The 26,572-nt window shown below is 48.3% G+C and carries 27 protein-coding genes and 1 pseudogene; 23 read left to right on the top strand and 5 right to left on the bottom strand.

Annotated elements, in window-relative coordinates:
* Position 1: 1 nt before the first annotated feature.
* On the bottom strand, positions 2-1,123 hold the full coding sequence (locus DP091_RS19745; protein WP_113059893.1) for a DUF4261 domain-containing protein: 1,122 nt from the start codon (positions 1,121-1,123) through the stop codon (positions 2-4).
* Between the two features lie 461 nt (positions 1,124-1,584).
* Here DP091_RS19745 and DP091_RS19750 point away from each other — a divergent pair, with 461 nt between their 5' ends.
* The 6 genes from DP091_RS19750 to DP091_RS19775 all read left to right on the top strand — a co-directional run bounded on the left by DP091_RS19750 (position 1,585) and on the right by DP091_RS19775 (position 7,864).
* Positions 1,585-2,958 carry a PD40 domain-containing protein gene (locus DP091_RS19750; RefSeq protein WP_113059967.1) on the top strand — a complete coding sequence of 458 codons (1,374 nt, stop codon included), beginning with the start codon at positions 1,585-1,587 and terminating at the stop codon, positions 2,956-2,958.
* A 288-nt stretch (positions 2,959-3,246) separates the two neighbouring features.
* Complete coding sequence (locus DP091_RS19755; RefSeq protein WP_113059968.1) at positions 3,247-3,789, top strand: MarR family winged helix-turn-helix transcriptional regulator; 543 nt, start codon at positions 3,247-3,249, stop codon at positions 3,787-3,789.
* Positions 3,790-3,818: 29 nt separating this feature from the next.
* Positions 3,819-5,273, top strand: a complete 1,455-nt coding sequence (locus DP091_RS19760) for an aryl-sulfate sulfotransferase (RefSeq protein WP_113059894.1) — start codon at positions 3,819-3,821, stop codon at positions 5,271-5,273.
* 31 nt (positions 5,274-5,304) lie between these two features.
* A complete protein-coding gene (locus DP091_RS19765; RefSeq protein WP_373456937.1) occupies positions 5,305-6,279 on the top strand; it encodes an ABC transporter substrate-binding protein in 975 nt (324 codons plus the stop codon).
* A 13-nt stretch (positions 6,280-6,292) separates the two neighbouring features.
* Positions 6,293-7,072, top strand: a complete 780-nt coding sequence (locus DP091_RS19770) for an ABC transporter ATP-binding protein (RefSeq protein WP_113059896.1) — start codon at positions 6,293-6,295, stop codon at positions 7,070-7,072.
* 15 nt (positions 7,073-7,087) lie between these two features.
* Positions 7,088-7,864, top strand: a complete 777-nt coding sequence (locus DP091_RS19775; protein WP_113059897.1) for an ABC transporter permease — start codon at positions 7,088-7,090, stop codon at positions 7,862-7,864.
* Between the two features lie 56 nt (positions 7,865-7,920).
* On the opposite strand, the gene DP091_RS19780 is transcribed toward DP091_RS19775, so the two are convergent.
* Positions 7,921-8,475 carry a helix-turn-helix domain-containing protein gene (locus DP091_RS19780; RefSeq protein ID WP_181469882.1) on the bottom strand — a complete coding sequence of 185 codons (555 nt, stop codon included), beginning with the start codon at positions 8,473-8,475 and terminating at the stop codon, positions 7,921-7,923.
* A gap of 117 nt (positions 8,476-8,592) precedes the next feature.
* Here DP091_RS19780 and DP091_RS19785 point away from each other — a divergent pair, with 117 nt between their 5' ends.
* A complete protein-coding gene (locus tag DP091_RS19785; protein ID WP_113059899.1) occupies positions 8,593-9,180 on the top strand; it encodes a LysE family transporter in 588 nt (195 codons plus the stop codon).
* A gap of 86 nt (positions 9,181-9,266) precedes the next feature.
* Here the strand turns inward: DP091_RS19785 and DP091_RS19790 are convergent, their stop codons facing one another.
* Complete coding sequence (locus DP091_RS19790; protein ID WP_113059900.1) at positions 9,267-10,079, bottom strand: L-lactate dehydrogenase; 813 nt, start codon at positions 10,077-10,079, stop codon at positions 9,267-9,269.
* 243 nt (positions 10,080-10,322) lie between these two features.
* Here DP091_RS19790 and pdxR point away from each other — a divergent pair, with 243 nt between their 5' ends.
* From pdxR to csaA, 3 genes are all read left to right on the top strand, one after another.
* Positions 10,323-11,744 carry a MocR-like pyridoxine biosynthesis transcription factor PdxR gene (gene pdxR / locus DP091_RS19795; RefSeq protein ID WP_113059901.1) on the top strand — a complete coding sequence of 474 codons (1,422 nt, stop codon included), beginning with the start codon at positions 10,323-10,325 and terminating at the stop codon, positions 11,742-11,744.
* A gap of 103 nt (positions 11,745-11,847) precedes the next feature.
* Positions 11,848-12,723, top strand: coding sequence for an arylamine N-acetyltransferase family protein (locus tag DP091_RS19800; protein ID WP_113059902.1), 876 nt, complete (start codon positions 11,848-11,850; stop codon positions 12,721-12,723).
* Positions 12,724-12,906: 183 nt separating this feature from the next.
* Complete coding sequence (gene csaA / locus DP091_RS19805) at positions 12,907-13,236, top strand: chaperone CsaA (protein ID WP_071220630.1); 330 nt, start codon at positions 12,907-12,909, stop codon at positions 13,234-13,236.
* Between the two features lie 43 nt (positions 13,237-13,279).
* On the opposite strand, the gene DP091_RS31975 is transcribed toward csaA, so the two are convergent.
* Both DP091_RS31975 and DP091_RS19810 read right to left on the bottom strand, forming a co-directional pair.
* Entirely contained in the window at positions 13,280-13,588 is a 309-nt protein-coding gene (locus DP091_RS31975) for a hypothetical protein (RefSeq protein ID WP_258394623.1), read from the bottom strand.
* Positions 13,585-14,643 (bottom strand): aminotransferase-like domain-containing protein, encoded by a 1,059-nt coding sequence (locus DP091_RS19810; RefSeq protein ID WP_258394624.1) that lies wholly within the window; start codon positions 14,641-14,643, stop codon positions 13,585-13,587. The genes DP091_RS31975 and DP091_RS19810 overlap by 4 nt, the downstream gene beginning before the upstream one ends.
* A 513-nt stretch (positions 14,644-15,156) precedes the next feature.
* Here DP091_RS19810 and DP091_RS19820 point away from each other — a divergent pair.
* From DP091_RS19820 to DP091_RS19880, 13 genes and pseudogenes are all read left to right on the top strand, one after another.
* On the top strand, positions 15,157-17,193 hold the full coding sequence (locus tag DP091_RS19820) for a penicillin-binding transpeptidase domain-containing protein (protein ID WP_113059904.1): 2,037 nt from the start codon (positions 15,157-15,159) through the stop codon (positions 17,191-17,193).
* A gap of 83 nt (positions 17,194-17,276) precedes the next feature.
* Positions 17,277-17,669: a VOC family protein gene (locus tag DP091_RS19825; RefSeq protein WP_113059905.1), complete on the top strand. Its 393-nt coding sequence runs from the start codon at positions 17,277-17,279 to the stop codon at positions 17,667-17,669.
* A 9-nt stretch (positions 17,670-17,678) separates the two neighbouring features.
* Positions 17,679-18,107: a GNAT family N-acetyltransferase gene (locus DP091_RS19830; RefSeq protein ID WP_113059906.1), complete on the top strand. Its 429-nt coding sequence runs from the start codon at positions 17,679-17,681 to the stop codon at positions 18,105-18,107.
* A 19-nt stretch (positions 18,108-18,126) separates the two neighbouring features.
* Positions 18,127-18,722, top strand: a pseudogene (locus DP091_RS19835) (AAA family ATPase).
* Positions 18,723-19,163: 441 nt separating this feature from the next.
* Positions 19,164-20,135, top strand: coding sequence for a metal ABC transporter solute-binding protein, Zn/Mn family (locus tag DP091_RS19840; protein WP_113059907.1), 972 nt, complete (start codon positions 19,164-19,166; stop codon positions 20,133-20,135).
* Position 20,136: 1 nt separating this feature from the next.
* A complete protein-coding gene (locus tag DP091_RS19845; protein WP_113059908.1) occupies positions 20,137-20,865 on the top strand; it encodes a metal ABC transporter ATP-binding protein in 729 nt (242 codons plus the stop codon).
* Between the two features lie 3 nt (positions 20,866-20,868).
* Entirely contained in the window at positions 20,869-21,807 is a 939-nt protein-coding gene (locus DP091_RS19850) for a metal ABC transporter permease (RefSeq protein ID WP_113059909.1), read from the top strand.
* Positions 21,804-22,706: a metal ABC transporter permease gene (locus DP091_RS19855; protein ID WP_113059910.1), complete on the top strand. Its 903-nt coding sequence runs from the start codon at positions 21,804-21,806 to the stop codon at positions 22,704-22,706. Before DP091_RS19850 ends, DP091_RS19855 begins: the two co-directional genes overlap by 4 nt.
* A gap of 132 nt (positions 22,707-22,838) precedes the next feature.
* Entirely contained in the window at positions 22,839-23,366 is a 528-nt protein-coding gene (locus DP091_RS19860) for a GNAT family N-acetyltransferase (RefSeq protein ID WP_113059911.1), read from the top strand.
* 32 nt (positions 23,367-23,398) lie between these two features.
* Positions 23,399-23,839 (top strand): NUDIX hydrolase, encoded by a 441-nt coding sequence (locus tag DP091_RS19865; protein ID WP_258394625.1) that lies wholly within the window; start codon positions 23,399-23,401, stop codon positions 23,837-23,839.
* 280 nt (positions 23,840-24,119) lie between these two features.
* Positions 24,120-25,079, top strand: coding sequence for a glycosyltransferase family 4 protein (locus DP091_RS19870; RefSeq protein ID WP_113059912.1), 960 nt, complete (start codon positions 24,120-24,122; stop codon positions 25,077-25,079).
* Between the two features lie 13 nt (positions 25,080-25,092).
* Positions 25,093-25,791 (top strand): galactosyltransferase-related protein, encoded by a 699-nt coding sequence (locus tag DP091_RS19875; RefSeq protein ID WP_113059913.1) that lies wholly within the window; start codon positions 25,093-25,095, stop codon positions 25,789-25,791.
* A 17-nt stretch (positions 25,792-25,808) separates the two neighbouring features.
* A complete protein-coding gene (locus DP091_RS19880) occupies positions 25,809-26,567 on the top strand; it encodes a glycosyltransferase (RefSeq protein WP_113059914.1) in 759 nt (252 codons plus the stop codon).
* The last annotated feature ends 5 nt before the right edge of the window (positions 26,568-26,572 follow it).

Consider the following 26,572-nt stretch of genomic DNA (forward strand, 5'->3'; position numbering starts at 1 on the left):
ATCAGAACTTGATTTTAAGTGTGTCACCATCAAGATAAACCCCTTCGGACCGCATTATCGGCAGCTTCTGTTCCGCCGAAAAGCCGATGGTTTCCCCGTCCCTAAGCGTGACGTTCTGTTCAACGATATATAAAGATATATCCATCAGGAATTCACGAAGCTCGGCAGGAGTTACCTGGCTGTCCAGCACTTCGATCTCGTCTTTACCAAAGGCTCTGAGTCCATAGGTATATCCATTGACTCTGGATTCCGTACGGACGAGCCCGAAGTACACCAGGTTTAACAGCGGAAACAGATCGTCGGATTCCATGGTTTCAGCCATTTCGACAAAAAGCTCGGGCTGAAATACCGTGCTGGATGAATAGAGGCCGACGGCATTAGGCAGTTTTAAACAGCTCGCCGCCAGCTTGGTATACATCCTGCCGCTTTCAAGCGGGGAGGCAGCACGGGAAAACACAGCCAGAATAAGCTGACTGACATGGGTTTTGGTTACCTCTACAGCCTCTGGCCACAGGTAGTTTCCTTGCGCGTAATGCTCAGCCTCGCCATCCGGTACCGGTGCATCAACGAAGCTGACCGCGACCATGCAGCCGTCAGCCTCAAAGACCAGAATACCTTCCTTTTCCTCTCCGGAGCTGCCATTCTCCGGGGAAGAGGAAATATTCCAATCGTGCTGAAGATTTGCTTTGATCTGCTCCAGGTCGCATTCCGATGAATTCAACAGAACGAAGCCGTTAAATATTCCGGATGATTCTTTGGAGTCCATCGGGGTATCCTCTGGAGCTTCCCCTGCCTCATAGAGTGCCGCCTGCTTCATCCAATACTCACGAATCATGTTAACCATGGATACGGCTTCCTGTTCCGCCGTAGCAGAATGATAGGGCCGCATCTCACTGAATACATGTCCGCAATGCTCGATGTCTGACGGATTTTCATAACCGCCACAGATACCGACCAGCCATTTGCCAAACAGGGTCTTCTTATATTTGAAAATATAATAATGCATGTCGTGAAGATCAAATTCCCCCGCTAATTCGATTTTGCTGGGTTTATGACCGAGCTCTCGTTCATTTTCCAGCCATTCGATCATGGAATCCATTGCTGCTTGTTGTTGAAGTGTCATTGTGTTCCTCTCCTTATAGATGTACGATAATATAACTGTTATATTCTACCAATCATCACGGAGCTGAGCAATATTTGAAAAAGGCAACTAATGACCAATGAGAGAATGATCCTCGACTGCGGTATTCTCAAATAAGGGCAGGATCCAATCACACCGTGTTGAATATATTTTTACATCCATACAGAGCTCAAGGAGGTTGACAGGTGGAACTTTTAAAGGTTTTATATGAACAGAAAACGGTATTACGTAACCTCATGGAACTCTATAATCTTTATGATAGAATATCTTGAATATCACCGGATGGGGAACCTTCGAAATAACAGCTCGTTCGAAAATACGACGCATACGCATGATGAGCCAATCAAATAAAAATGAAGAAGCTCTTTATATATCCGATTCGGGACGGTCGCCTAACCGTCCTCCACTGAATATATCTGAAGTAACAGATGATTCAAGAGAGGATGTTGGCCTTGCAAGCTGTTTCTCATGATCTAGATCAAGGGCGGATCGCCTACACATCGAATCGTGCCGGATCGTTCGACATTTGGCTGTACCGACGGCAGGATAGAATTCATGTTCAACTTACCCGGGGACTTGGCGCGGAATTCTCTGTTCCCTATTGGTCGCCGGACAGCAGGAGGATTGCATTTATCGGAATTGGAAATGTGGTCCATTTGCTGGATACCTCCACGCATACCGTAGCCAGGATCGACCAAATCGAACCATACACGCTGTTGGACTGGTCTCCTGACAACCGGTCTTTGGTCTATGTTAAAAATGGCCGAATCGTCGTTTATGATACGTTCACACATCGGAGCTATACCATCTCAGAGCCTGGAGCTAGCGATGTCCAATGGTTCCCTTCGGGTACAGAACTTCTATTTGCGGCTCCGGATGCCAGTGGCATTACGCAGCTCTTCCGCATGCAAAGCGATGGCAGTAATCGGAGACAAATCACACGGAATACGAATGGACCGCTCCATAACGTTCGGATATCCCCAGACGGTGCCTTCGCACTCTATACATTCCCTGGTGCAAGCATCTCCTTAATATCAACCGTCGATTTGACAACCGGAACCGTCTACACGCTGGAAGGCGGACCGCTCGCCAAAAACTATTTTCCGTCATGGTCACCGGATTCCCAGAACATCGCCTACAGCGCGACCGCTTATGAAGAGCCATATTATTATTCTTTTATACAGATTGGCAGCCGCACCGGACAGAATCAAAGGACGATTGCGGTTTCCGACTGTTTTGCCACCCCGGTCGGGTGGTCGCCGGACGGTGCGAAAATCGCGTATTTGTCGGGATGCGCAGGTGTTGAGGGCGCTAGTCAGCTCTGGATCGTGGATATCAGGGATCAGATACCGGTGAACGTCGTCAGCGGCGGGCGTATTACCGCCGTGGAGTGGTCCCCTCGCGTGAGAAGGCTTCCGGAAAACATTTTCACCAGCTTCGTTTACCGGGTATCCTTTCCATATCCTGCAAACTGGCGTCAGGTAAGTGAAGAAAGATACGAAGGGGCCGACGGTTTTTTTCAGGTATCCGCGATTTCCTCAAGTGACCCTATTACCGAAGTATGCCATGCCGAAGCTTTTCATCCATTAATGCCTTACGGCTCATCACCAACTATCATCCATGTGAAGGTGCAACATCAAGAGGCGTGTTTCATCTTCCCGTCAGCCGACCAGCCAGCAGAGATGAATAAGCAGTCCGCCCTGATCGTAAGATACCCCCGCCCTGTCCAAATCGGGGAAACGATCTACAATTATTTTATCTTGTTTGCTGACGTCAACCATATCCGTCAAATGGGTGCGAGGTTGTCGTTTTTATAATGCTAATCATTGCTCCCTGGATGAATTTTATTTAATTCCTACTTGACAGGTTGAATTAATTGGTTTAATCTAGCCACAGGAATCATCCTTCAGTCATCATTAAATGATCATTCATTATCTTAGCAGTGAAGGATAATGTCAGCCGATTGGTCCACCAAAGGCTCCTGTTTACTCCTTTGTCGTTAGTACGACGAAAGGGGTAGATGGGGGTCTTTCTGTATTTTCAAGAGTTAGCGATGGGGGATAATGACCGGCAAACGGAGGTTCATGACCCGAGAAAGGAGCGACATGGAAGATAAGAATTGGGACTTATTGGAGGAGGCCGATTGGCATTTTCGCAAAGTGGTACGCAGGTTTGTCAAAGAACGTGACAAGATTTCGGTAGAAGGCATATCCTTGCCAGGCTTGTTGATTCTCAACACGATATTCCGGAATGGCGAGCAGAGGCTTGGCGAGCTGGCGGAACAGCTCGACTTCACATCCGGAGCTGTAACGGCGATATGCGACAAGCTGGAGACTTCCGGGTTCGCGGTCAGAAGGCGTAGCAAGACGGACCGGAGAGCGATTGCCTTAGATATTACAGAAGCAGGAAGAGAGATGCTGCAGCGTAATGAACATGTTGGCGGGTATATGATTGACCTCATCTTCGGCGCATTCTCGCACGAGGAGCTCAGGGAACTCGTTGATTATTTTAAACAGCTCAATGAACATCTTGAAGGTTTCTCCGATTCCGTGCTTCAACAGTGTGCAATATGTACCCAGCCAAAAGAAAGGAATGTTCAAGTCAACTGCGGCTCCGTGAAACGTTCAAATACCTTTATTTCTTACTAAAAATCAAAATTTGAAAGGAAGTTGTGACGATGGGACATCCGACGATTTATCCAACAGGTACAACGGTTTATAATCCCGAGAAGACTTGGAGCGGTTACACGATATATCAAGCAGCGGATACAGGAGCTCTTCTCATTGACATGAATGGGAGAGAGGTTCATCTGTGGAAAGGACTTCGAGGATTTCCCAACAAGCTGTTTCCGGGGGGGTACGTGCTGGGAAGCACCTCAGAGCGCGACCCGAAATACGGGTTTCAGGATGAAACCAATTTGGTCCAGGTCGACTGGGACGGCAATATCGTCTGGAAATTTGACCGTTATGAATACATAGAGGATCCGGGGCATCCGCCGCAGTGGATGGCACGCCAGCATCACGATTATCAACGCGAGGGCAATCCCGTCGGTTATTATGTTCCAGGGCAAGATCCGAAGGTGGATTCGGGCAATACAATCATTCTGGCCCACAAGAATGTGAAGCGTCCCGAGATATCCGACATCGAGCTGCTGGATGATACCATCATCGAAGTGGATTGGGAAGGAAATGTGGTGTGGGAATGGGCCGTTAGCGATCACTTTGATGAACTGGGATTTGATGAGGATGCAAAGCTCGCATTATCCCGCGATCCAAACACCCGCGGCTTTGGAGCTCATGCGGGCGATTGGATGCACATCAATTCGGCTTCGGTGCTCGGGCCTAACCGATTTTATGATGCGGGAGACGAACGCTTTCATCCCGATAATATAATCTGGGATGCCAGGGAAACGAATATTATTGCCATCATTGATAAAAGAACCGGGGACATCGTCTGGAAGCTTGGCCCCGATTATTCCACGGAGGAAACGAAGCATATCGGCTGGATTATCGGCCAGCATCATGCCCATCTCATACCGCAGGGCCTTCCGGGCGAGGGTAACATTTTGATCTTTGACAATGGGGGCTGGGGCGGTTACGGAAAGCCGAATCCGGAAGCGGGGGATGGTTTGAAAATCGCTCGGCGCGACCATTCGCGCATCCTGGAAATCAACCCCGTTACTTTAGAGATTGAATGGCAATATACGCCGACGGAAGCCGGATTCCAGGCTCCGCTGGACTCTTACCGCTTTTACAGCCCGTATATCAGCTCGGCACAGCGCCTTCCCAATGGCAACACCCTGATTACCGAAGGGGCTGACGGGCGAATATTCGAAGTGACCCGAGAATTCGAGCTGGTGTGGGAATATATTTCGCCTTATAAAAACAGCCGCAACTCCAACATGGTCTATCGCGCATACCGGGTTCCATATGAATGGGTACCTCAGCTTGAATTGCCCGTTGAGACGGAGATTGCCCCGCTGGATGTTGCCGATTACCGACTGCCGGGGGCCGCGCCGAGAGGTGCCGTTACAAGCGTGGAAGTCGAAGGTACAATCTCATACGGTGAGGGCGCGCTTTGCGTGGCCAGAACGGATGAAGTCGTGCAAAAAGAGAGGGATCGGGATGAGTAGAAACCAATCTTTGAAGCAATGGAGTATTCGGATGTTGTCGGTGATTCTTATCATGAGTATGCTGAGCGGGTGCGGCAATGCTTCGGGTAAGCAGCAGGGGAATCGGCTCAAACTGAAAATTGCGGATATTTCCACCAATACCGTGTTTCGTGTGGCGAAAAGCAAGGGTTTCTTCGACAAACACGGAATTGATGCCGAATTGGTAAACTTCGCTACGCCGGCTGAAGGCGTGAACTCCTTATTCATTAAACAGGTAGACGTTGCGTTCGGAGCGGACTTCCCGCTCCTGAACGCTGTCAGCAAAGGCGATTACTCCATCTTTGCTTCATCCGGAACGGCAACGGATTTAAGTGCGAGCGAATGGAAGCTGTTCGTTCGTAAAGAGATTGGAAGCGCCGCGGATCTCAAGGGGAAAAGGTTAAGTTTCTCAAGAGGCACTTTCATCCCCTATTTATGGGATGTGTATTTGGCCGAAAACGGAGTTGCGCTCTCGGATGTGGAACTGATCGGACAGGGAGGTTTCGACGAGGCGTATGTGGCTCTCAAAAAAGGCGACATTGACGCCGCTTGGGTATATGGAGCAGTGCTGAACGAGAAGTTTGGTGCGCTTACCGAAGCAAAAAAAATGTCGGATATGTCCAAGACACCCGTAAGGCTTGGTACCGGATTGATCGCTTCGAATGAATTGCTCAACAGCAACAAGAATGGTTTCGTAGCGCTGCTGAAAGCACTGGATGATGCGTCAGCTTATGCCCAGGCGCATCCGGAGGAAACGGCAGACCTGATGTACGAAGAAGTCAAGCAGCCGAGAGAAGCGACGCTAAAGGATCTGCCGATGAATCCATGGAATCTTGGTTTTACGGCAAAAGCTTACGAAGGATTACAGGGACAAAAGGAATACATGGTGGATAACGGCATCATCGAAAAGGACTTCGAGCTGAACGAAAAATTGAATCTGGAATTGGTAAGGGAAGCTTTCCCGGATCGAGTCATTGAACTGAAGTGAGGAGATGAAGACGATGAGAGCAGCGTCAAGGCAGAATGAAATCCACATTGAACAGTTGAATAAAAGTTACGCACAGCAAACCTCGGCAGGTGACTTGCACTATATTATCCAAGACGTCAATCTGGCGGTAAAGGGCGGCGAGTTCTTTGTTCTGCTGGGTCCAAGCGGGTGCGGTAAGTCGACGCTGCTTAGTCTGATCGCCGGCTTTGTATCCAAGACTTCGGGTCAGGTGAGGGTAGGCGAGAAGGAGGTGGACCGTCCGGGCCAGGATCGCGCCGTCGTATTTCAGCAAGCCGACTCCTCCTTGTTCCCATGGCTGACCGTCAGAGAAAATGTGGAATTTGGACTTCGGATGAAGCGAATACCTCCCGCGAAGCGAAAGGACATATCCAGCGAGTTTATTTCGCTGGTGGGTCTTGCAGGGCATGAGAGCAAATATCCACGCGAACTGTCAGGCGGTATGAAACAACGGGTACAGCTGGCAAGGGTATTATCCAATGATCCCGCGATTTTGCTCATGGATGAACCGTTCGGCGCATTGGATGCGATGACGAGGCGGACGATGCAAAGAGAGTTGGTACGCATATGGCAGGACACGGATAAAACCGTCATCTTCGTGACGCACGATATACAGGAAGCCCTTCTGCTTGGAGGGCGTATCGGCATCATGTCAGCGGGTCCGTCGTCAAGAATAACGGATATCTACGAGGTGCCTCTCGCCTATCCGAGAGACATATCCGATCCGGCTTTCCATGCGCTGTATAACCAAATCCAATCGCATTTTGACGAGTAGAGAGGAAGAGAACCCATGAGCAAGAAAATGAAGAAATGGTCGCTTTATATCCTGGTGTGGATTGCTGGTCTTGGCGTCTGGCATTTGCTTTCCCTTGCGTATGGTCCCGAAATTCTGCCGGGTCCAATCTATACCGCCAGGGGCGGATATGAATTGTTGATGGATGGCACTCTGATTCAGTATATCGGGATCAGTTCGTACCGGGTACTGCTCGGCTGGACCCTCGGCAGCCTGATTGCAATTCCGGCCGGACTTATCATCGGGAAGGTGGGGCCGGTCCGCGCTTTCGCCGAACCTTTCCTCAATTTCATCCGGTTTATCCCGCCGATTGCCTTCATCACCTTGTTTCTGGTCTGGTTCGGCATCGGGGAAACATCGAAAGTTATGCTTATTCTGTATGCAACCTTCTTCATTGTGGTATTAAACACGTTGACGGGTGTGTTATCCGTAGAGGAGGATAAAATTCGCTCCGCCCGCAGCATGGGGGCATCCGAGTGGCAGATTGTGCAACATGTCATCATTCCTGCGACGGTCCCTTTTATGTTCACCGGTATCCGGCTTGCCATGGGAACCTCGTTCATGGCGATTATCGGGGCAGAGATGATCGCTTCTAATGAAGGCGTGGGGTATCTGATCTGGAATTCACGTTTGTTCTTCCGAACGGATTGGATTTTTGTCGGATTGATTTGTCTGGGATTGATGGGGTTCATAACGGATCGTGCCGTAGGTCTGCTCGGGCGCAAGTTATTGTCCCGTTACGGGGTAGTCAGTACGAACTCACTCCGTAGATGAACGTAGTGCTATCATACGAAGCCGCAGCCCCTCTTATGAAGAGGCTGCGGCTTTTTTCATTTGGAATAATGGATCACCATACTTAACCGGTTCATGGAGGAGCCGGAGTTATGATAAACATGCGGTTTATCGGCCTTAAACCGGATGGAGTCCCCTTGATTTACCGTATATTCCTCATGATCAATACGAATGGTGATTTTCCCTTCGAAAACGGTTATAAACTCCTCCGTCCCTTCGATATGAGCCTCTGCGCTTAAATAACCGCCACAGTCCATTTCTAACGAATACATTTCAAAGCGCCGTCCTTCCTCAAAAGGGAAAAAAGGATAAATTCGAACTTTTCCGTGATCCTCCACCAGCGTATGCACCTCTTCTTGGGATACCACGACCGTTTCGGATTGAGACTCATGAATCAAAGACGTAAAAGAAAGCTTTAACCCGTTCGCGATTTTCCATACGGTTGTGATAGAGGGACTCGATTCTCCACGTTCGATCTGGCCGAGCATCGTTTTGCTGATTCCAGTCATCTCCGCGACTTTATCCAGGCTTAGCTTCCTTTGCTCCCTTAGCAGCTTCAAATTTTTCGCCAATATTAAATGAATCGGCTTCAACATCCAACACCGCCTTTTTATATTGTGCGTTATAACATACATATTGTATAATCATAGCGTACAGACGCTATAACGTACAACTATTACTACTATAACATACGCGAGAGGAGGGAGCGCGTGTTCATCGTTTCGCTGTTGACCTATGCGATTGTCGCTTCATTTACGCCCGGACCCAACAACATCATTTCGATGACGAATGCAAGGAGCCACGGATTTAAGAAAACGATGCGCTTCATCGGAGGAGTAGCAGCTGGATGCTTGGTCATTATGCTGTTGTCCAGCTATTTCAATCTGGTATTATATCCATTCATCCCGAAGATCAGGTTTGTTATGAATATCATCGGATGCTTGTATCTGATCTATCTTGCCATTAAAATCATGCAGAGCAAGCCCTCTCATGCAGGCGATAAGGCACGTGGATTCAATACCTTTTATTTCGGGTTCATCTTCCAATTCATGAATCCGAAGGTTATTTTATACGGGATAACAGCTGTATCGACCTTCGTCATGCCGATCTCTACTTCCCATGCGCAGTTGATATCCTACTCGTTCTTGCTCACGATCGTCGGCATTTGTGCCAACATGACCTGGGCGTTATTCGGTTCGCTGTTCCAGCATCTGTTATCCCGATATGAGCGCCCGTTTAATATATCGATGGGATTGCTTCTGCTTTACAGCGCATTTTCTATTTATGCCACGAACTGATTTGCCAGCTACATCCTAATGTCATCGCTCCTCAGCCAAAAGAGCAAGGCTTCCCGAATCGCCCATCCGGAAAGCCTTGCTTCGTTTTATTCGAAAATGTTGGAGATCTGCTCTTTCAGTTTGTTAGCGGAAGCATGGAATTGGGTTAGTTCCTCGTCATTAAACTCGAGATTCAAAATCTCCCGAACGCCTGTACGATCAACCACACAAGGTACGCCTAAGTATACATCAGACACACCGTGGTAGTCCTTGAGCAGCGTGGATACATTGAGAACGGAACCTTCGTTTTGCAAGATGGAGACGATGATCCGATCGAGCGCCAATGCGATTGCATAGGAAGTGGAGCCTTTGGCGTTAATGATTTCGTAAGCCGCATTCTTGGTGCGGTCGAAAATATCTTCTTTTTCATTGTCTGTCAGATCGATCCCGATCCCCGCAATGTTGGCAATGCTCCAGAGCGGCAGTTCGGAATCGCCGTGTTCTCCTACGATATGAGCATGAATGCTGCGCGGATTAATGCCTTTGTTTTGACCAATCAAATATCGGAAACGGGCGCTATCCAGCAAGGTACCGGAACCGATCACGCGATTGACCGGGAAGCCGCTCTTCTTCAACGTGACGTAAGACAGAATATCAACCGGATTCGTAGCCACAAGAATGATGCCGAGGTCATTGTATTTCACGATGTTTTGGATAATATCGTCAAATATCGCCGTATTTCGTTTCAATAAATCAATTCGCGTCTCGCCGGGTCTTTGATTGGAGCCTGCGGCAATGACAATGATGTCTGCGTCCTTGCAATCGCTGTAATCTCCAGCCCACAGCTTGACTCCTCCGGCAAAGGGGAGGCCGTGATTCAAGATGGAGTGGATGAGACATAGGATCATGCGTCCTTTCATAACGTAATAGATTCATATTGAGATACATTCAAATTAACGTTAGCTTAAGACAAAACTGACCATAGAGAAATGGTCAGTTTTTATCTGTTTATGAAAGTCAGATGTACTGAAGGTGGTGTTACCGAATGAAGCGATTCGTGAATTAGGATGCGAAACATGGGCTGAATTTCATGTATAATTCATTTAACGTACCTATCATTACGACAGTGAATTTAATTAATATAATGCCTGAGGTGGTAGCACTTGTTTGATATTCTTCTACCCGAGCAAAGCGAGTTCCCATTATACCAGCAGTTATATCTGCAAATTCGTGAGGGTATCCGTAATGGGGCCATTCCCGACGGACAACGATTGCCTTCCGTTCGTGCCCTCCAGCTTCAGCTCAATATAAGCAAAACGCCGATCGAGACGGCCTATCAAATGTTAACGTCAGAAGGGTATTTGGTCAGCAAACCGAGGTCGGGGCTATATGTCATAAATCCATACAAGGAACTATCTCACCATCATCAACAGCAGCCCCCCTCTATAACAACGATGTCAGTTATGCATTCCTACGGGCACTCGAATCAAGATGTTATTGATTTTAATCCCACTCGATTGGATCAAGCGTCTTTTCCGGTACGAACCTGGAATAAAATGCTGAAGGAAGCACTGGAACAGCATGTGAGTGAAATGGGAATGTATGGGGATCCGCAGGGCGAATACGGGCTTCGCACCGTGGTTTCCGAATACTTGCGAAATTCCAGAGGGGTTATTTCAACACCTGATCAAATTGTGATCGGTGCCGGCACGGCCTATAGCATGGGGATGCTTTCCAGAGTTCTGCCAGGACTTAAGCATATTGCGGTTGAGGAGCCGGGTTACAGCTTGGTGAGAGATCAATTTCACTTGAATGGCTGTGATGTACTTCCGATTACGCTTAGTGATAAGGGAATCTCGCTTGACCAGTTGGAGAGCAGCCACGCACAGCTCGTATATGTAACACCATCTCACCAATTCCCGACGGGAAGCATCATGCCTTATCCGGAGCGGGAACGGTTACTGGAGTGGGCCAATGCCAGAAACGCATACATTATCGAGGACGATTATGACGGTGAGTTTCGTTACCAGGGAAAACCGATTCCTTCCATGCAAGGATTGGATCATAATGGGCGGGTCATATACGCCGGCACGTTCTCGAAAGTGTTGACTCCGACACTGCGTATGAACTATCTCGTTCTGCCACCGGCGCTGCTGAATCACATATCCCATAAACGTCAGGAAGTATTCTTTGCCCCTTCCCGCGTGGAACAGTGGGCAATGACCGCGTTTTTTGAACAGGGGCATTGGTACCGTCATATTCGTAAAGTGCGTAATCTGTACAGGAAGAGACATCATCAGTTGATTGAGTTGATTGAGGCTTATCTCGGCAGGTTTGTTGAAATTACGGGTCAAAATTCAGGCCTCCACATTCAGCTGATCGTCAAAAAAGAAGTGTCCTCGGAGGAATTGATTCAGAGGGCGGCGAACGTCGGTGTTATCGTGTACGACCTGCGAAAAATGTGGATGAACCACCAGCAAGATGCAAACCAGTTCCCGAGGTTATATATGGGATTTGCGAGCTTGAACGCAGCTGATATGGAACAGGGGATACGGCTTCTGCAAAAGGCTTGGAACATGGATTGAATACGGTTTGTTTATACCTGTCTTTTATAGAATATTGAAACTGACCATTTCATAAGGGTCAGTTTCTTGTTTATGATAAGCAAAAAAAGTAGGAGTGCATGCTATGATCACCCAAAGTGAGGTAAGGGCATATTTAAACCGTTTAGGCATTTCGGATATTCAGGAACCGACGAAGGAATATTTGTTCGAGCTGCATAAAGCCCACGTGGCACGAATACCTTGGCAGACCTTGGATATTTTTGCTGGGAAACCGACATCCATCGATATCGAGGAATCGGTACAACTTATGATCCATCAACGAAGCGGTTATTGTTTTCATCTGAATGGAGCCTTTACCGCGCTTCTTCGAGCCTTAGGTTATAAGGTATATTGGCATCGGGCAGGAGTACAGCCATTAGGGCAAGAACCGCGGATTAACGGCTTCCATCTCGGGATAACGGTAAGTTTATGGAATGAACAACTTGGGGAAGAAGAGCGATGGCTCGTGGATGTCGGTCTTGGCGATATGCCATGGGAACCGATCCCATTGAAATTCGGACGATACATACAGGGACCTTTTCAATATGCGCTTGAGCCGTCTCGCATAACGGATGTTGGCTGGAGGCTGATCCATGATCCCCGTTATTCATATGTAGGCGTAGATTATGCCCCTGATGTTGTGAACAGTTTGGAACTATTTAAATCAAACCATGCATTTTATAGCCGATCACCGGAATCCCCGTGGATGGATCTGTTCATTGTCAGGCAGAGACACGAGCAGGGCATGAACGAACTCAAGGGCTGCATATGGAGAAAGTGGAGCAGCAATAACCTGGATAAGATGGAGATTTCATCGAAGTCGGAATGGTTCGAGATCCTGGCGGACATATTTCATGAGCCGCTCGTCAACTATTTCTTGATCGAACGGGACCTGATATGGGATAAGGTTAACAGGCAGCATCAGAATTGGAAGAAGCTTATGGAGAATGAGCGAGTATAGAAGCCAACACCGAATGATTCACCTTATTTTAGATCTCCAGTTGATCCTCAGCGGCATAGAACACGCTAAACCAATCTGTCACTTGAATACCCGGAAAAACAGATGATAAGATGGTACATAAATTTCGTGTTGTGAAGCATCGTCTTATTGCTTCATAACCTAGCTGTAAGGAGATCTATAGTCATGGCAACCATCGAAGATTTTACCAAGCTGGATATTCGGATCGGGACGATCGTGGAAGCAGAGCCATTCCCGGAAGCGCGCGTTCCTGCCATCAAAATGAAGATTGATTTCGGACCGCTCGGGATCAAGCGCACCAGTGCGCAGATTACGAATCGATATGATGCGGACACCATCATAGGTAATCAAGTTGTCGCTATCGTCAATTTTCCGCCTAGACGCATAGCTGGCTATCAATCCGAAGTGCTTGTCCTCGGCGGGGTACCAGAGCAGGGAGACGTCGTCCTACTGAAGCCGGATGTCGATCTGCCGAATGGCACTCCCATCGCTTAAACCAATTTCATCTGTCGGTCCGGTCGCTTGCGGCTTGGACCGACTAGATGAACCTCACCTCGCTGCGTCTCTTCAACAATTCAGCGGCTCCCTCCGCAATTTTCTGAACACCGATTTCGATGAGCTCCTCCTTCACCTGAGATACGCTCAGTCGTATCATGGATTCGTTCTTAAACTCAGGCAAGAACATGCTGCTGGCGTCCTGAGCATATACGTTCTCATTCTCCAGATAGTGAACCAATTGATATGCTTTTAATGGTTCCGGCAGCTGGATCGTGGAATAAAATCCGGATGGCGAACCCGTAAAGGATAAGAAGGGCGGCAGGTGAGATTGGTAAGCCTGCTGGATCAAAGCCCCTTTTTACTATAGGTCTGCCTCATCCTCTGAATATGTGCTCGGAACATCCCGTTCTTCAGATAAATTTCGAGGGCGCCTTGCATGAGCACCGGACTGTGTATGTCCGCCGCGTGCTTCGCCCGCTGGAATATTTCACTCATCGCTTCGGGGATCACAGCCAAGCCCAGCCGTAGTCCGGGAAGCATGACTTTGGAAAAGCTCTTCGTGTAGATCACCCTGCCAGAGGGATCGAAGGCAAACATCGGATCATGTTTCGAATCCGGATCCAAATCTCCCATATAGTCATCCTCGATGATATAGACATCATACTTCTGCGCAAGCTCTACAATCCTCTTCTTCTCCTCATTGGAATAACTGTAGCCTGTAGGGTTATGGAACCTTGAGACCGTATAGAAAAACTTGATATCCCGAGTTTTAAAAATGTCCTCGAGCCGCCCAAAGTCGATGCCGTTCTTCGTAACCTCAATCCCGTATGTCACGGCTTGATGAATCTTGAGGGAGTCCATCATGCTAAAGTGCGTGGGCTGCTCCACGCAAATATTGTTCTTTCCGTTAGGAAAAGGAAGGGAGACCAGCAGATGCAGCGCTTGCTGCGAACCGGACACCACAAAGATCCTCTCAGGAGCCGTGAAGACCTGCAAGTCGAGTAGATGCCGGGCTAACTCAACACGAAGTGACTGCAAACCCGGAATTTGGGAATAGGTGAATAACTCTTCTTTATATATTTCAATCGCTTGGTTCATGCAGTGCTGAAAGTCTCGGTAGGGCATGACCGTTTTGTCAGGTCCCGCAGATCGAAAATCGATCACTTGGTCCGCTGGGTTCGAGAGTTTTATGTTTCCTCTGCCCTCCACAACATAGTAACCACTCTTGGGAACCGCATAGATAATATGTCTCTTTTCCAATTCAGCATAGGCCCGTATGGCTGTATTTTTACTGCATGAATAGGATTGTGTCAGAGCACGGATGGATGGCAGTTTGCTGCCGGGTTTCAATAAACCATCCAGTATTTGGCGTTCAACTGACTGAATAATGTCGGTGTATTTCATATCTTGTTATACCTCCATTCGATCTGTACGGGTACAGAGCCGGAAAACATGCATTCTCACAACCATACGCTATAAGTATACTCTACAATACAGCATGCTTTGGTTCGATATTGTTTTTATTGAGAAGGCAGGGATTACGGTGGACTCTTTTTTTCGCAATGAATATGTATTGACGCTTATAGGGATGGGATTGTTTCAAATGTGGGCATATCGCTCGAAGAAGTCAACCATGGTGAAGTTGCTCCCTCCAATGATTCCCATCATTCTATGTTTATTATTGATGGTGAGCAACGCTGCAATCATCTGGGTTATCCTCCTTATTCCAATTATGGAGGTTTCTCTGTGGAGCTTACTTGCTGTTGCACTTATAGAAACCGGGATTCTGATTCATCGGAAACAACATGCCAAGTTGTTCATGTTGATTGGAATGGTTTGTGTCCTGATCATGATCGTTTTCTTCATGAGGAGAACGATATAATGACAATTAATTACGGGGATTGAGGAGTGGGATTTATGCATTTAAAATGGACATGGCTCTTCTTGTGCCTGATTTTAATGGTAATACTTACAGGCTGTGACCGCTTCAAGGAATCGGATCCGAGAGAGATTGCGAAACAGTATGTGGAATGGTGGGAGCAGGGCAGCTACGAATTGATGTATGATGTGTTGTCATTGGAGTCCAGACAGAAGATGACAAAAGAGGATTTTATAACACGATATCGGAACATTTATGAGGGGATCGGAGCACAAGACCTAACCATCACGACAGACTTTACGGCTAAGGAAGCAAGCGAAACAAGGGATGAGCGAGTGTTCTATCCCTACCAAATCCAATTGGAAACAACGGCAGGGCGGGTGCAGGCAGAAGCTTCGTTTGAGCTATTAAAAGAGGCCGATCCGACCGAGGCTAAGAATCTGTCTTGGCGAATGGTATGGCAACCTTCCTTGATATTGCCGGCTATGGATTTCGGGGATAAGGTGAACGTGCAGACGGTACCATCCAGCAGGGGCGAGATTTTGGATCGTAACGGTCAGGGGCTGGCCATTAATGGCACGATAGAGGTCATTGGTATCGTTCCCGGAAAGCTTGGTGACGATGGAGAACAGACCTTGGTTGAATTAGCGGAACGGCTGGGAATTTCGACCGGGATTATGAAGCGTAAGCTTGATGCGCCGTGGGTGAAAGACGATCTATTCGTACCCATTTTGAACCTGAATGCCCGGCAGGGCAGAATGGATTACAGTGATCTGCCAGGCGTTGTAAAGAAGAATGAACGCGCCCGAGTCTATCCTTACGGCGCGGCGGCAGCACATCTAACCGGCTACATCCGACAAGTGACAGAGGAGGATTTGGCCAAAGCGCCCGAGGCACAGTATGGACCGACTGAACTTATCGGTAAATCAGGAGCCGAGCAAGTATATAATGAAGTGCTGCGTGGCCGGGACGGTAAGCGGATATCGATCGTGGATTCCTCGGGTAAAGTCAAAGAAATCGTAGCCGAGAAGGAAGCGGTAGATGGTCAAGATATTCGTCTAACCATTGATGCTGAACTTCAGAAATCCATATTTGCTTCATTTCGTGAGGATGCAGGAACCGCAGCAGCCATCAACCCCAAGACCGGAGAAATCTTGGCATTGGTTAACAGCCCGTCCTATGATCCCAATGCTTTCATTGTTGGATTATCGACAGAGCAGTGGGATGAGTGGAACCACAATCCGGATAAACCGCTATTGAATCGATTTACGAAGCTGTACGCTCCGGGCTCGGTATTTAAACCGATCACGGCTGCGGTTGGTCTCAAGCTAGGGGTCACTACCCCTGGAAAGGTCAGGGAGATTCACGGCTTGCGTTGGTCCAAAGACCCGAGCTGGGGAAATTATTACGTGACACGCGTGAAGGAGGTACCCGTCCTGAATCTGAGAGATGCTCTTGTGTATTCTGATAACATCTATCTGGCGCAGGAAGCATTGGAGATTGGTGCGGATCCTTTTCTGAAGGAAGCAGTAAAATTCGGGTTCGAAGAGGAATTGCCGCTTTCATTCCCTTTCCCGAAAGCAAGCTTGGCTAATGAAGGAATAAAAAGTGAAATTCAACTCGCGGACTCCGGATATGGTCAAGGGGAAGTGCTCATGAGTCCTTTACACTTGGCATTGGCCTATACTCCCTTCATGAATGACGGGAAGCTGATTCAGCCTGTACTGGATTTATCAGAGCATGAGAACAAGCCTCTGAAGACTAGAGAGGTGTTGGATGAGCACACTGCCGGAATCATCAAGCGTATGCTCGTCGATGTGGTTCGGGATCCAAAAGGCAGCGGGCACGGCGCTGATCTTTCGGGCATTGAGCTTGCAGGGAAGACGGGAACCGCCGAACTGAAAATCAGCAAAGGCGAAAAAGGACAGGAGAACGGATGGTTCGTTGCGTTTGACACGAGGGAGTCCAAGCTCCTCCTTGCGATGATGATAGAGCATGTTGAAGATCGGGGAGGCAGCGGGTATGTGGTGAACAAAGTCGCGCCGATCTTGCAAAAATATTACGAAATAAAATAGCCTTGAAAATAAGCTGACGAAAAGCTCTTGTTAAGCGAATTGGACGGTTGTAATATGGAATAAAACTAGTCGGAGATGATCTTATGAGTAAGATTCAATTCTCAGTCCAAGTTCGATTGGTATCCGATCTTACCCGTTCCAAACAGTTCTATGAAGAAGTGCTGGGTTGTGAAGTGAATGACGTATGGGCGGTCAGGGATGATTTTGCGCTCGGATTCAAGCTGATTCAGGCGGAATCCCGTGCAGATGTCACACCTAATCCAGCAGGAAAGGACCATGCGACGCGCTGGGATACATACGCTTACGTGGGTACACATCATGATTTGGATGCGTTGTATGAAGAACTGACCTCCAGGGGGGTCGAAGTGGCACAGGAACCTGTATTCATGGAAGCGGACTGGGGCGTGTGGAAGGATTTTGCGATTCAAGATCCAGACGGCTACGTGATTGCATTTGGTTCCGGGATAAAGGACTAGGTGGGTGCGATGTCGGACATTGATGTGAAGCAGGTTCTTATCAGCAGCGACCCTTCGCTGCTGGATTTGGATGCCATCGTCCATTTTTTGCGGCAAAGCTACTGGGCTAACGAGCGTTCTGACCAAAAAATCAAAACATCGTTAGAAGGTTCTACGTGCTTCGGGGCATATTACGCCAACCGACAGATCGGCTTTGCTCGCGTGGTAAGTGATGGCGCAACCGTCTATTGGCTGTGTGATGTATTTGTGGATGAGGCATATCGTGGAATTGGCGTGGGGAAGAAATTAATCGAAACGATTACGACCCACGGGGATTACCGAAATGTATTCGGTATATTGGCTACGCGGGATGCCCACGGTCTGTATGAGCAATACGGTTTTGTCCGCGATCATGGAAAAACATTGACTCGTATGCCGGATTTTCTTAGGAAGGATTAGTTAGAAGGGGGATTCCTCTATGATTATATGGGTTAACGGGGCATTCGGTTCGGGTAAGACTCAGGCTGCGCATGAGCTTCAGCGAAGAATCCCGAACTCGCACGTGTACGATCCGGAGAATGCAGGTTACTTCATTCGCGATAATGTGCCAAGGGATGCCAAACGTGATGACTTTCAGCATTATCCGATGTGGAGGGAGTTTAATTACTCCATGTTTAAGTATATGGAGCAGGGATCGGATCAATTGATCATTGCTCCGATGACCATTACTAACGCGAAATATTTCGATGACATCGTTGGTAATTTGAGACGTGATGGCGTGGAGGTACAGCATTTTACGTTGTGCGCTTCCAAGGACGTACTCCTTAAACGGCTGCGGAGCAGAGGGGAAGGTTCAAATTCATGGGCTGCGCAACAAATTGACCGGTGTATCAGCGGATTCTCGAATGAAGTGTTCCAGCATCATATCGACACGGATCACCTATCGATCGATGATGTGGTAGAAACGATCGGTGCTTTGGCAAATGTGAAGCTGTTGCCTGATCATCGCAGCTCAGCCAAGAAGAAACTCGATCGAATCAAACCAAGTTCGCGCACATCCGATTTTTTGGATAAAAAGTGGATGGATTATCACATTTTGAAGGTATATTTGGAAAGCTCATGGTAGAGTTTTAGCGATAGCGGGAATATAACTAAAGAAAAGACGATTTCTCTTATTGGGAAATCGTCTTTTTGTGTCTGTAAGGTAGCGGGAAATCAATTTAAAAAAAATATTTTATATGTAGCTAAATATTTTTCCTCAATGAAAAACGAGCTCTATATGTACACAAATCCTCAATGAAATCAAGAACAAATGAAGAAACCCATTCGAATGAGATCCGCGAAATTTTAAAATTTCATTGACAAAATACTGAAGATGGATTATTTTTTGTACATAGGAATTAAAGTTGCATTGAAGCAAAATAATTGTACCGTGGCAGGACGAGGTTTGAGAATGTCCGGGATCATCTAAGGATTGAGCGAACTCATTATTGATGTGGAGTGGAGGAGAAGAAGATGAAGAAGAGGACTTATAGAAACAGGATATTTTTAGGGGCAGCCGCCATTCTGAGTTTGCTGCTGGTGTTAACCGCGTGCGCTTCGGGAGAAGTGAAGCAGGAAGGGACAGCGGGTGAACAAGGCGATAAGAAAATTCGAGTGGTTACAACCATTGGACAGATTGCGGAACCCCTCTCCGTTATCGGGGGAGATCGGGTCGAGGTACTGAGCTTGATGGGGCCCGGCGTCGATCCGCATTTATATAATGCAACCCAAGGCGATATCAAGAAACTGGATAGCGGCGATGTTATTTTCTATAGCGGGCTTCATCTCGAAGGCAATATGACGGAAATATTCGAACAGATCGGTAAGAACAAACCTGTGCTGGCGATTGCGGATGCCATCCCGAAGGATCAATTGCTGCAGGATGATACGCAGGCCATCGATCCCCATGTGTGGTTTGACATCGATTTGTGGAAAGCGTCTTTGGATTTGGCTGTCGAGAAGCTGAAGTCCCTTTCTCCGGATGACGCCGACTATTTTGAGGAGAACAAGCAGAAGTATTTTGCCCAGTTAGATGAATTGAAAGCCGAGGCCAAGGATAAGTTGAGTCAAATTCCGGAAGAACAGCGGGTCATGGTTACCGCTCATGATGCCTTTGGGTATTTTGGCCGCTTGCATGGTCTGGAGGTCGTTGGACTGCAAGGATTGAGTACGGAGGATGAAATCGGCCTCTCGGACATTAACGGAACGATCGATATCCTGCTGCAGCACAAGGTGCCTGCCGTATTCGTTGAGAGCAGCGTCAATCCAGCTTCGATTAATGCCGTTATTGAAGGTGCCGCCAAGAATGGGCTGGATATAAAGCTTGGAGGAGAGCTTTTCTCCGATGCCATGGGCGAAGCGGGAACAACGGAAGGAACTTATATCGGAATGTATCGACATAATGTCGAAACCATCTATCATGCATTAACAGGAAGTGGTGAATAAAATGTCTGTACTTCAAGTTCAAGACCTCAATGCATCCTATCGTAAAAATAAAGTGCTCCATCATGTCTCCTTTGAAGTGGGGCAAGGCTCTTTAACCAGCATTGTCGGGCCGAACGGCGCCGGTAAATCAACGCTGTTAAAGGTCATGCTGGAGCTTCACCCCAAGCTGTCCGGGAATGTGTCATTCTTTGGATCAAGCTTAAGCAAAACCAAGACCCGTGTCGGCTATGTGCCGCAGCGCGGATCCGTGGACTGGGATTTTCCTACCGATGCACTGGACGTTGTCATGATGGGTTTATACGGCCGGGTGGGCTGGCTGAAACGACCGAACAAGAGCCATAAGGAAAAAGCGATGGCATCGCTGGATCAAATGGGCATGGCGGACTTTGCCAATCGACAGATCAGCCAGCTCTCCGGTGGACAGCAGCAGCGCGTATTCCTCGCTAGGGCGCTTGTCCAGGATGCTGACCTCTATTTCATGGATGAGCCGTTAGCCGGAGTTGATGCGGCAACCGAGCGGGCGATTATGACCACGCTGAAGGATCTGAAAATGGCCGGTAAAACCGTAATGGTGGTTCATCATGATCTGCAGACGGTTGAGGATTATTTCGACCATGTGCTGCTCCTGAACCGGACAGTCATTGCGCATGGGAAAACGGAAGACGTATTCACGAAGGAACATGTATACCGCGCCTACGGCGGTTCGCTTCGCTGGATGAAGGAGGCGTGAGGCATGCTGCATTCATTACTATCTCCGAACACGCAATGGGTGCTATTGAGCACATTAATTCTGGGCATGGCAGCCGGTATGATCGGCTGTCTCGCCTATTGGAAGCGGCAAAGTTTGATGAGTGACGCGCTGTCTCATGCGGCTCTTCCCGGTGTCGTGGTTGCGTTTGCGTTGACCGGAAGCAAGAATCTGCTGGTGATGATACTCGGAGCTGCTGTCAGCGCCTTAATCGGAGCCTGGATGATCCAGTGGATCCGTACCTCCAGCCGCATTAAGGAAGATACGGCCATGGGCATGATACTATCCGTGTTTTTCGGGCTGGGCATCATGCTGCTTACCATTGTGAACCGAACAGCGGGCGGGAATCAGAGCGGACTGGATAACTTTATTTTCGGTCAGGCTGCATCCATGGTTCGTAAGGATGTTTTTACGATGCTCATTCTGGCTGCTTTAGTTATTCTGGTTGTCTCGATTGGCTTTAAGGAATGGAAGCTGTTCCTGTTTGATCCGGATTTTGCCCGGGGATTAGGGATGAATAGCCGTCTGATGAATTCCCTCTATATGGGGGTGCTTGTTCTTGTCATAGTCATTGGTATTCAGGCTGTTGGCGTCATTCTGATGGCGGCCATGCTGATCATACCTGCCGTAAGCGCAAGATATTGGACCCAATCCTTTAGAATGATGGTTATATTGTCGGCCATATTTGGAGGCGGCTCCGGGTTTGTCGGCACCTTGGTCAGCACGATTGGAAAAGGATGGCCTACAGGACCGTTTATCGTTGTAGCCTCTTCCGTAATGTTCACGGTTTCTCTGGTCTTCGGTGCCGAGAAAGGGCTGCTGATCCAGGCGCTGCAGCTCCGCTCTCAGAAAAAAGAACATCTGGACTCCAATAACCCATCGGTTCTAAGTCCCCGGTTGTCCGAAAGGGGGAGCAATCAATGACCTATACAGGATGGATATTGCTAACGGCTTCTCTCGTCGGATTGTCTTGCGGTATCGTTGGCGTGTTCCTGATACTGCGCAGAATGGCGATGATGGCCGATGCTATCAGTCATACTGTGCTGCTTGGGATCGTTACGGCTTTTATCGTCACAAGAGAATTAAGCGGACCTCATATGCTGATCGGTGCGATTATTGCCGGATTGCTGACAGCAGTCCTCGTTCAATGGTTTCATTCCCGGGGCGTTCAGCAGGATGCTTCGATCGGTGTTGTATTTACAACCTTGTTTGCGATTGGCGTCATCCTGATTGCAACCCAGGTTGGCAATGCCCATCTGGATACCAAGCATGCCCTCATGGGTGAGATTACGTTTGTACCTTGGGATGTGATGCACGTTCCTCTATTAGGGGAGGTGCCCAAAGCTACCTTCATGCTGGCAGCCGTGCTCCTCGTCGTGCTGATCGTCATCCTGGCGTTCTATAAGGAATGGAAGATTACGTCCTTTGATCCGGCTTTGGCGGCCAGTATCGGTATTCCTGTCGTGCTCATGCACTATGTATTTATGTCGCTGGTCTCCATCACGACGGTTGCATCGTTTGATGCCGTGGGAGCGATCATGGTGGTAGCTATGCTTATAACACCTGCCGCAGCAGCCTATCTATGGACGGATAAACTCTCCATCATGCTGGTATTAAGCGGAGCATTCGGCGTGATTTCTGCATTCATGGGTTATTATGTCGCGTTATGGCTGGACACCTCCATCTCAGGCTCTATGGCATTTGCCACCGGAATTGTATTTATTCTCAGCTTCCTGTTCTCTCCGAGACATGGCGTGCTCTCCCGTTATCTTCATAAGTTTAATACGCACGGCAGCGAAGAGAAACTGGACGGCGTATCCTGAAATAAGGATGCTGCATGAAGCTTGGGCGATGAGATGCCCAGGCTTCTTTTTGTCTTCCATAATCTAGAATGTGGTATAATCAGGAAAAAAATGCCGTGTTGTGATGAAGGCTATTTCAAGGAGTGAGTACATATGCAGATGGAGTCAACAAGACTGGTGATCCGGGATTTTGAAGAGGCGGACTTTGCCAGTATTCATGCCTACGCCTCTGACCCATTAGTGACCGAGTATACGATGTGGGGACCGAATACGGAAGAGGAAACTCTAGAATATTTAAGGGAAATCCACCAAATGAAAGAGCAGAGCCCCCGTGACAGCTATGAACTGGCGATCGTGCTGAAAGAAAGCGGCCATTTAATTGGCGGTGTAGGTCTTCATCGATCCAAGACAAACGCAGAGCTTGGGTACTGCTTGAATTCCGCCTATTGGCGCCAGGGTTATGCTACGGAAGCGGCTAGCCTCATGTGTCGTTTTGGTTTTAAGGAGCTGGGAGTTCATCGGATTTACGCCACCTGCAGGCCGGGAAACATCGGGTCAGCTGCGGTTATGTGCCATATCGGAATGAAGCAGGAAGGGCATCTTCGTCAGCACCTATGGTTTAAAGGGGCTTACCATGATTCCTATTTATTCTCCATCCTCAAAGATGAATTCGAGGTCTGAATCTATTATATTGTTAAGGAGCTTCTGCCTGCATGGATAATACCCAATTGTTGATCCGTCATAACGGAATTGCGATTTACGAGGAAGCGTCAGGTAAAGTGTATTATACGAAAGAGAATCATGTGTCCGTTGTTGTTCTGGCTAAACATGGCGATCAACTGCTGCTGATCCGTCAATATCGCGCCGCCGTGGATGACTACGTCATTCAGTTACCCGGTGGTGGCGTAAGCGCGGAGGAGGACTTGGAATCGGCAGCACGCCGTGAGATGCTGGAGGAAACGGGCTGCACCTGCGGCAAGCTTCATTATCTGGGCAAGCTGTATCCGGCGTCCTGGAGATGCAATGAGATTGCCCATGTTTATTATACGGAAGAGGTAATCAGTCAAGCGGATCAGCAGCTCGAGGGGTACGAGGACATCGACGTAGTAAGAATGAGCGTAAAGGAATGCCTGCACCGGATTCGAGGAGAATGAGCTTCAGGACTCCGAGCTGGTCTTTGCAATGATGCAAGCTTTGCTCCAAGGATTCATTCAGTATAAATGAGCATATCGTGGATAAAAGAGTATAAATCGATCTCGATCCACCATGAACTGCACTCCGTAGGAAGAGCCGTGCCGATACAGAACTTATCTGTATGGGGCGGCTCTTTTGTATCGTGAAATATGGACAAATTCATCATTTATGCCGCAGCGACAAACTTGGCGGCCTCGGAACGAATATAATTCACTATGAGCATAAAGGAGTGTTCGTCCCATGGGAAGGCATCTGCTGATCTATGATGTGGAGTGGTGGATTTTAGGTAAGCATGCAAAGGTCGTTCAACAGTTTCTCCCTTCCCTTGATCTGATGTCCATCGAGGAATTGGATCGGTATTTGGAAGGGCACAGCAGTGAGGATATTAATCAGGCCTATGACCGGATTGGAGCAATGTGCTTAGGAATTGCAGCCTATTGTATTTTCAAGCATATTCGTATCGATGCCTCGGCAGCGGTCTCTTATTATTATTTCAGTCAGAATTACGAAACCTTTCGCGAATGGATCGATGATGAACTGATCCCCGACCCGGAGTTTCTCAAGCTGGTCATTCCCCGAATCGGCGTAATGGGTGCGATGAACCAAAAGCTGACTCGAACGCTTAGACAGGTGGCTCCGGAGGCTAACGTGGAATATATCGGGCATTTTGTCGACCATCGGTTATTCCAACCATCCATGATATTGAGCAGGGGCATTGCTCCGTTTGTCATAGGCTGGGCTGGAGATCCTGCGAAACGATCCAAAAATTACGCTACATTATATAAGCATATCCGTGACCACTTCCTCCATGATGAACGGATTCGATTTGTTGAAACGGCCGGGGCATACTCCTATGAAGAGATGCCTAAATTTTATCATCAGCTGGACCTGCTGCTCATCACTTCGGCAAATGAGGGCAGCGCAGCTCCTGCACTGGAGGCCTACGCTTGCGGGGTGCCCGTGTTAGGAACAAATGTGGGGAATATCAAGGCTGCGGCTCATCCGGATGCCCACGGCTTGATCTTGGACAGTGACAATCCGGAGGATTTCATCAACATAATCTATCAATGGATGGGACAGCAGCGTAAGCTGGCAGACATCGGACAGCAGTGCAGACGCTACATGGAGTCATATTGGACGATAGAACAAGTGATAGAACGCTGGTTAAGGGTGTTATTCCAATGGGAGAGGCAGCCGTGAAGGAGGGGAGCCTGTGTTAGATCGAGTATCCGTGCTGATTCCGTATCAATCGGATGGAAATGGACCTAGAGATTCAGCGTTTGAGTGGGTATTGGGCTTCTATGCACGGATGATGCCGGAAGTCGAGGTATGTGTAGGCGAAACAACGGACGCAAGGCAGCTCTTCAGCAGATCCAGGGCGATCAATCGTGCGTATCACCAGGCTACCAAAGACATTATCGTGATTGCGGATAGCGATATCGTCTACGACCCGAATTTGTTGAGGGAATCCATTACTTACGTGAACAGCGGGCAGTGGCTGATTCCCTTTAGTCGGATCCTTCGTTTATCCAAAGAAACATCGTATCTGCTGCAGCAGCAAGCAAACATATGGCCATTGACCGTTAAAACTGAAACTGCCGCGGAGCAGGCGACCGCATTTGTTGGCGGATTTAATGTACTTGGCCGCGAAGCCTTTGAAACGGTAGGAGGATATGATGAACGATTTGTCGGTTGGGGCGGGGAAGATGAGGCCTTCGCCTATGCGCTGGATACCCTAGTCGGTCACCATATCCGCTTGAAAGGGGAAATGGTTCATTTTTGGCATCCATTCGTAGGACCTGACGGGAATCCCAATTACGATTCCAATTATGCGATGTATCTGCGCTATCTAAAGGCGCGCGGCAATCCGAAAGAAATGCGGCTGTTGATTCAGGAACTATCTTCTCAATAAGGAGGAGCGAAAAGCTTATGAGGCTGTCAGTTATTGTACCGGTATTAAATGAAATCACTTTCGTTCCATTGTATGTAGAAAGTGCCATCCGTTACGCGGATGAGATTATTATTGCCGACGGCGGAAGTACCGACGGGACCATCGAGGAGATCGAGCGCCTACAGCAGCGCTATGCGATTCGACTGTTCCATGTCCAGCAGAGCGGAATGCCATACACCGAGGATTGGAACGAATCCGTGGTCCGTAATTTTTTGATTGATCAGGCTCAAGGAGATTGGATCATGAATTTGGATATCGACGAGCTGATGGATGATCGATTCGCTGATGTTTTGCCGGAGCTCGTGAACCGACAAGATGTGGATATCTATCAGTTTCCCTTCGTTAATTTCTGGGGCGATCCTTGGACGATTCGGATGAATAGCCCTGGCGATGAGCGCTGGTCCAATGATATCACCCGAATGTGGCGGGCCAAACAAGGAATACGCTACCGTGACGAGAAGCATCACTGCACGCTGGAAGCAGCCGAAGGCCGGAGTATATGGAGTATTCCCCGTGGGCGAAGCGATGTGAACGTGTATCACTACCACTATGCACTTGGCAACAAAATCAAGTTCAATGATAATCGCCGAGCCGATGTCAATGTGGGAATGAATCTCGGACAGCCCGATTGGACATTCAAGCCTGAAGCCTATGATATCGTCACAAAGCCTTATGAGGGCGAGCATCCTGAGGTTATCATGAACTATCTAAATCGGCGGGATGCTTTGGGATCTTAACCGAA

Source organism: Paenibacillus sp. MDMC362 (assembly GCF_003269305.1).
In the GTDB taxonomy this organism is placed as follows: Bacteria; Bacillota; Bacilli; order Paenibacillales; family Paenibacillaceae; genus Paenibacillus_AQ.

Excerpts from the sequence above, each read along its gene's own strand:
- DP091_RS19745 (WP_113059893.1), bottom strand. The coding sequence starts at position 1,123 with ATGACACTTCAACAACAAGCAGCAATGGATTCCATGATCGAATGGCTG.
- DP091_RS19750 (WP_113059967.1), top strand. The coding sequence starts at position 1,585 with ATGTTGGCCTTGCAAGCTGTTTCTCATGATCTAGATCAAGGGCGGATC.
- DP091_RS19755 (WP_113059968.1), top strand. The coding sequence starts at position 3,247 with ATGGAAGATAAGAATTGGGACTTATTGGAGGAGGCCGATTGGCATTTT.
- DP091_RS19760 (WP_113059894.1), top strand. The coding sequence starts at position 3,819 with ATGGGACATCCGACGATTTATCCAACAGGTACAACGGTTTATAATCCC.
- DP091_RS19765 (WP_373456937.1), top strand. The coding sequence starts at position 5,305 with ATGTTGTCGGTGATTCTTATCATGAGTATGCTGAGCGGGTGCGGCAAT.
- DP091_RS19770 (WP_113059896.1), top strand. The coding sequence starts at position 6,293 with ATGAGAGCAGCGTCAAGGCAGAATGAAATCCACATTGAACAGTTGAAT.
- DP091_RS19775 (WP_113059897.1), top strand. The coding sequence starts at position 7,088 with ATGAGCAAGAAAATGAAGAAATGGTCGCTTTATATCCTGGTGTGGATT.
- DP091_RS19790 (WP_113059900.1), bottom strand. The coding sequence starts at position 10,079 with ATGAAAGGACGCATGATCCTATGTCTCATCCACTCCATCTTGAATCAC.
- DP091_RS19800 (WP_113059902.1), top strand. The coding sequence starts at position 11,848 with ATGATCACCCAAAGTGAGGTAAGGGCATATTTAAACCGTTTAGGCATT.
- csaA (WP_071220630.1), top strand. The coding sequence starts at position 12,907 with ATGGCAACCATCGAAGATTTTACCAAGCTGGATATTCGGATCGGGACG.
- DP091_RS19810 (WP_258394624.1), bottom strand. The coding sequence starts at position 14,643 with ATGAAATACACCGACATTATTCAGTCAGTTGAACGCCAAATACTGGAT.
- DP091_RS19820 (WP_113059904.1), top strand. The coding sequence starts at position 15,157 with ATGCATTTAAAATGGACATGGCTCTTCTTGTGCCTGATTTTAATGGTA.
- DP091_RS19825 (WP_113059905.1), top strand. The coding sequence starts at position 17,277 with ATGAGTAAGATTCAATTCTCAGTCCAAGTTCGATTGGTATCCGATCTT.
- DP091_RS19830 (WP_113059906.1), top strand. The coding sequence starts at position 17,679 with ATGTCGGACATTGATGTGAAGCAGGTTCTTATCAGCAGCGACCCTTCG.
- DP091_RS19840 (WP_113059907.1), top strand. The coding sequence starts at position 19,164 with ATGAAGAAGAGGACTTATAGAAACAGGATATTTTTAGGGGCAGCCGCC.
- DP091_RS19845 (WP_113059908.1), top strand. The coding sequence starts at position 20,137 with ATGTCTGTACTTCAAGTTCAAGACCTCAATGCATCCTATCGTAAAAAT.
- DP091_RS19850 (WP_113059909.1), top strand. The coding sequence starts at position 20,869 with ATGCTGCATTCATTACTATCTCCGAACACGCAATGGGTGCTATTGAGC.
- DP091_RS19855 (WP_113059910.1), top strand. The coding sequence starts at position 21,804 with ATGACCTATACAGGATGGATATTGCTAACGGCTTCTCTCGTCGGATTG.
- DP091_RS19860 (WP_113059911.1), top strand. The coding sequence starts at position 22,839 with ATGCAGATGGAGTCAACAAGACTGGTGATCCGGGATTTTGAAGAGGCG.
- DP091_RS19865 (WP_258394625.1), top strand. The coding sequence starts at position 23,399 with ATGGATAATACCCAATTGTTGATCCGTCATAACGGAATTGCGATTTAC.
- DP091_RS19870 (WP_113059912.1), top strand. The coding sequence starts at position 24,120 with ATGGGAAGGCATCTGCTGATCTATGATGTGGAGTGGTGGATTTTAGGT.
- DP091_RS19880 (WP_113059914.1), top strand. The coding sequence starts at position 25,809 with ATGAGGCTGTCAGTTATTGTACCGGTATTAAATGAAATCACTTTCGTT.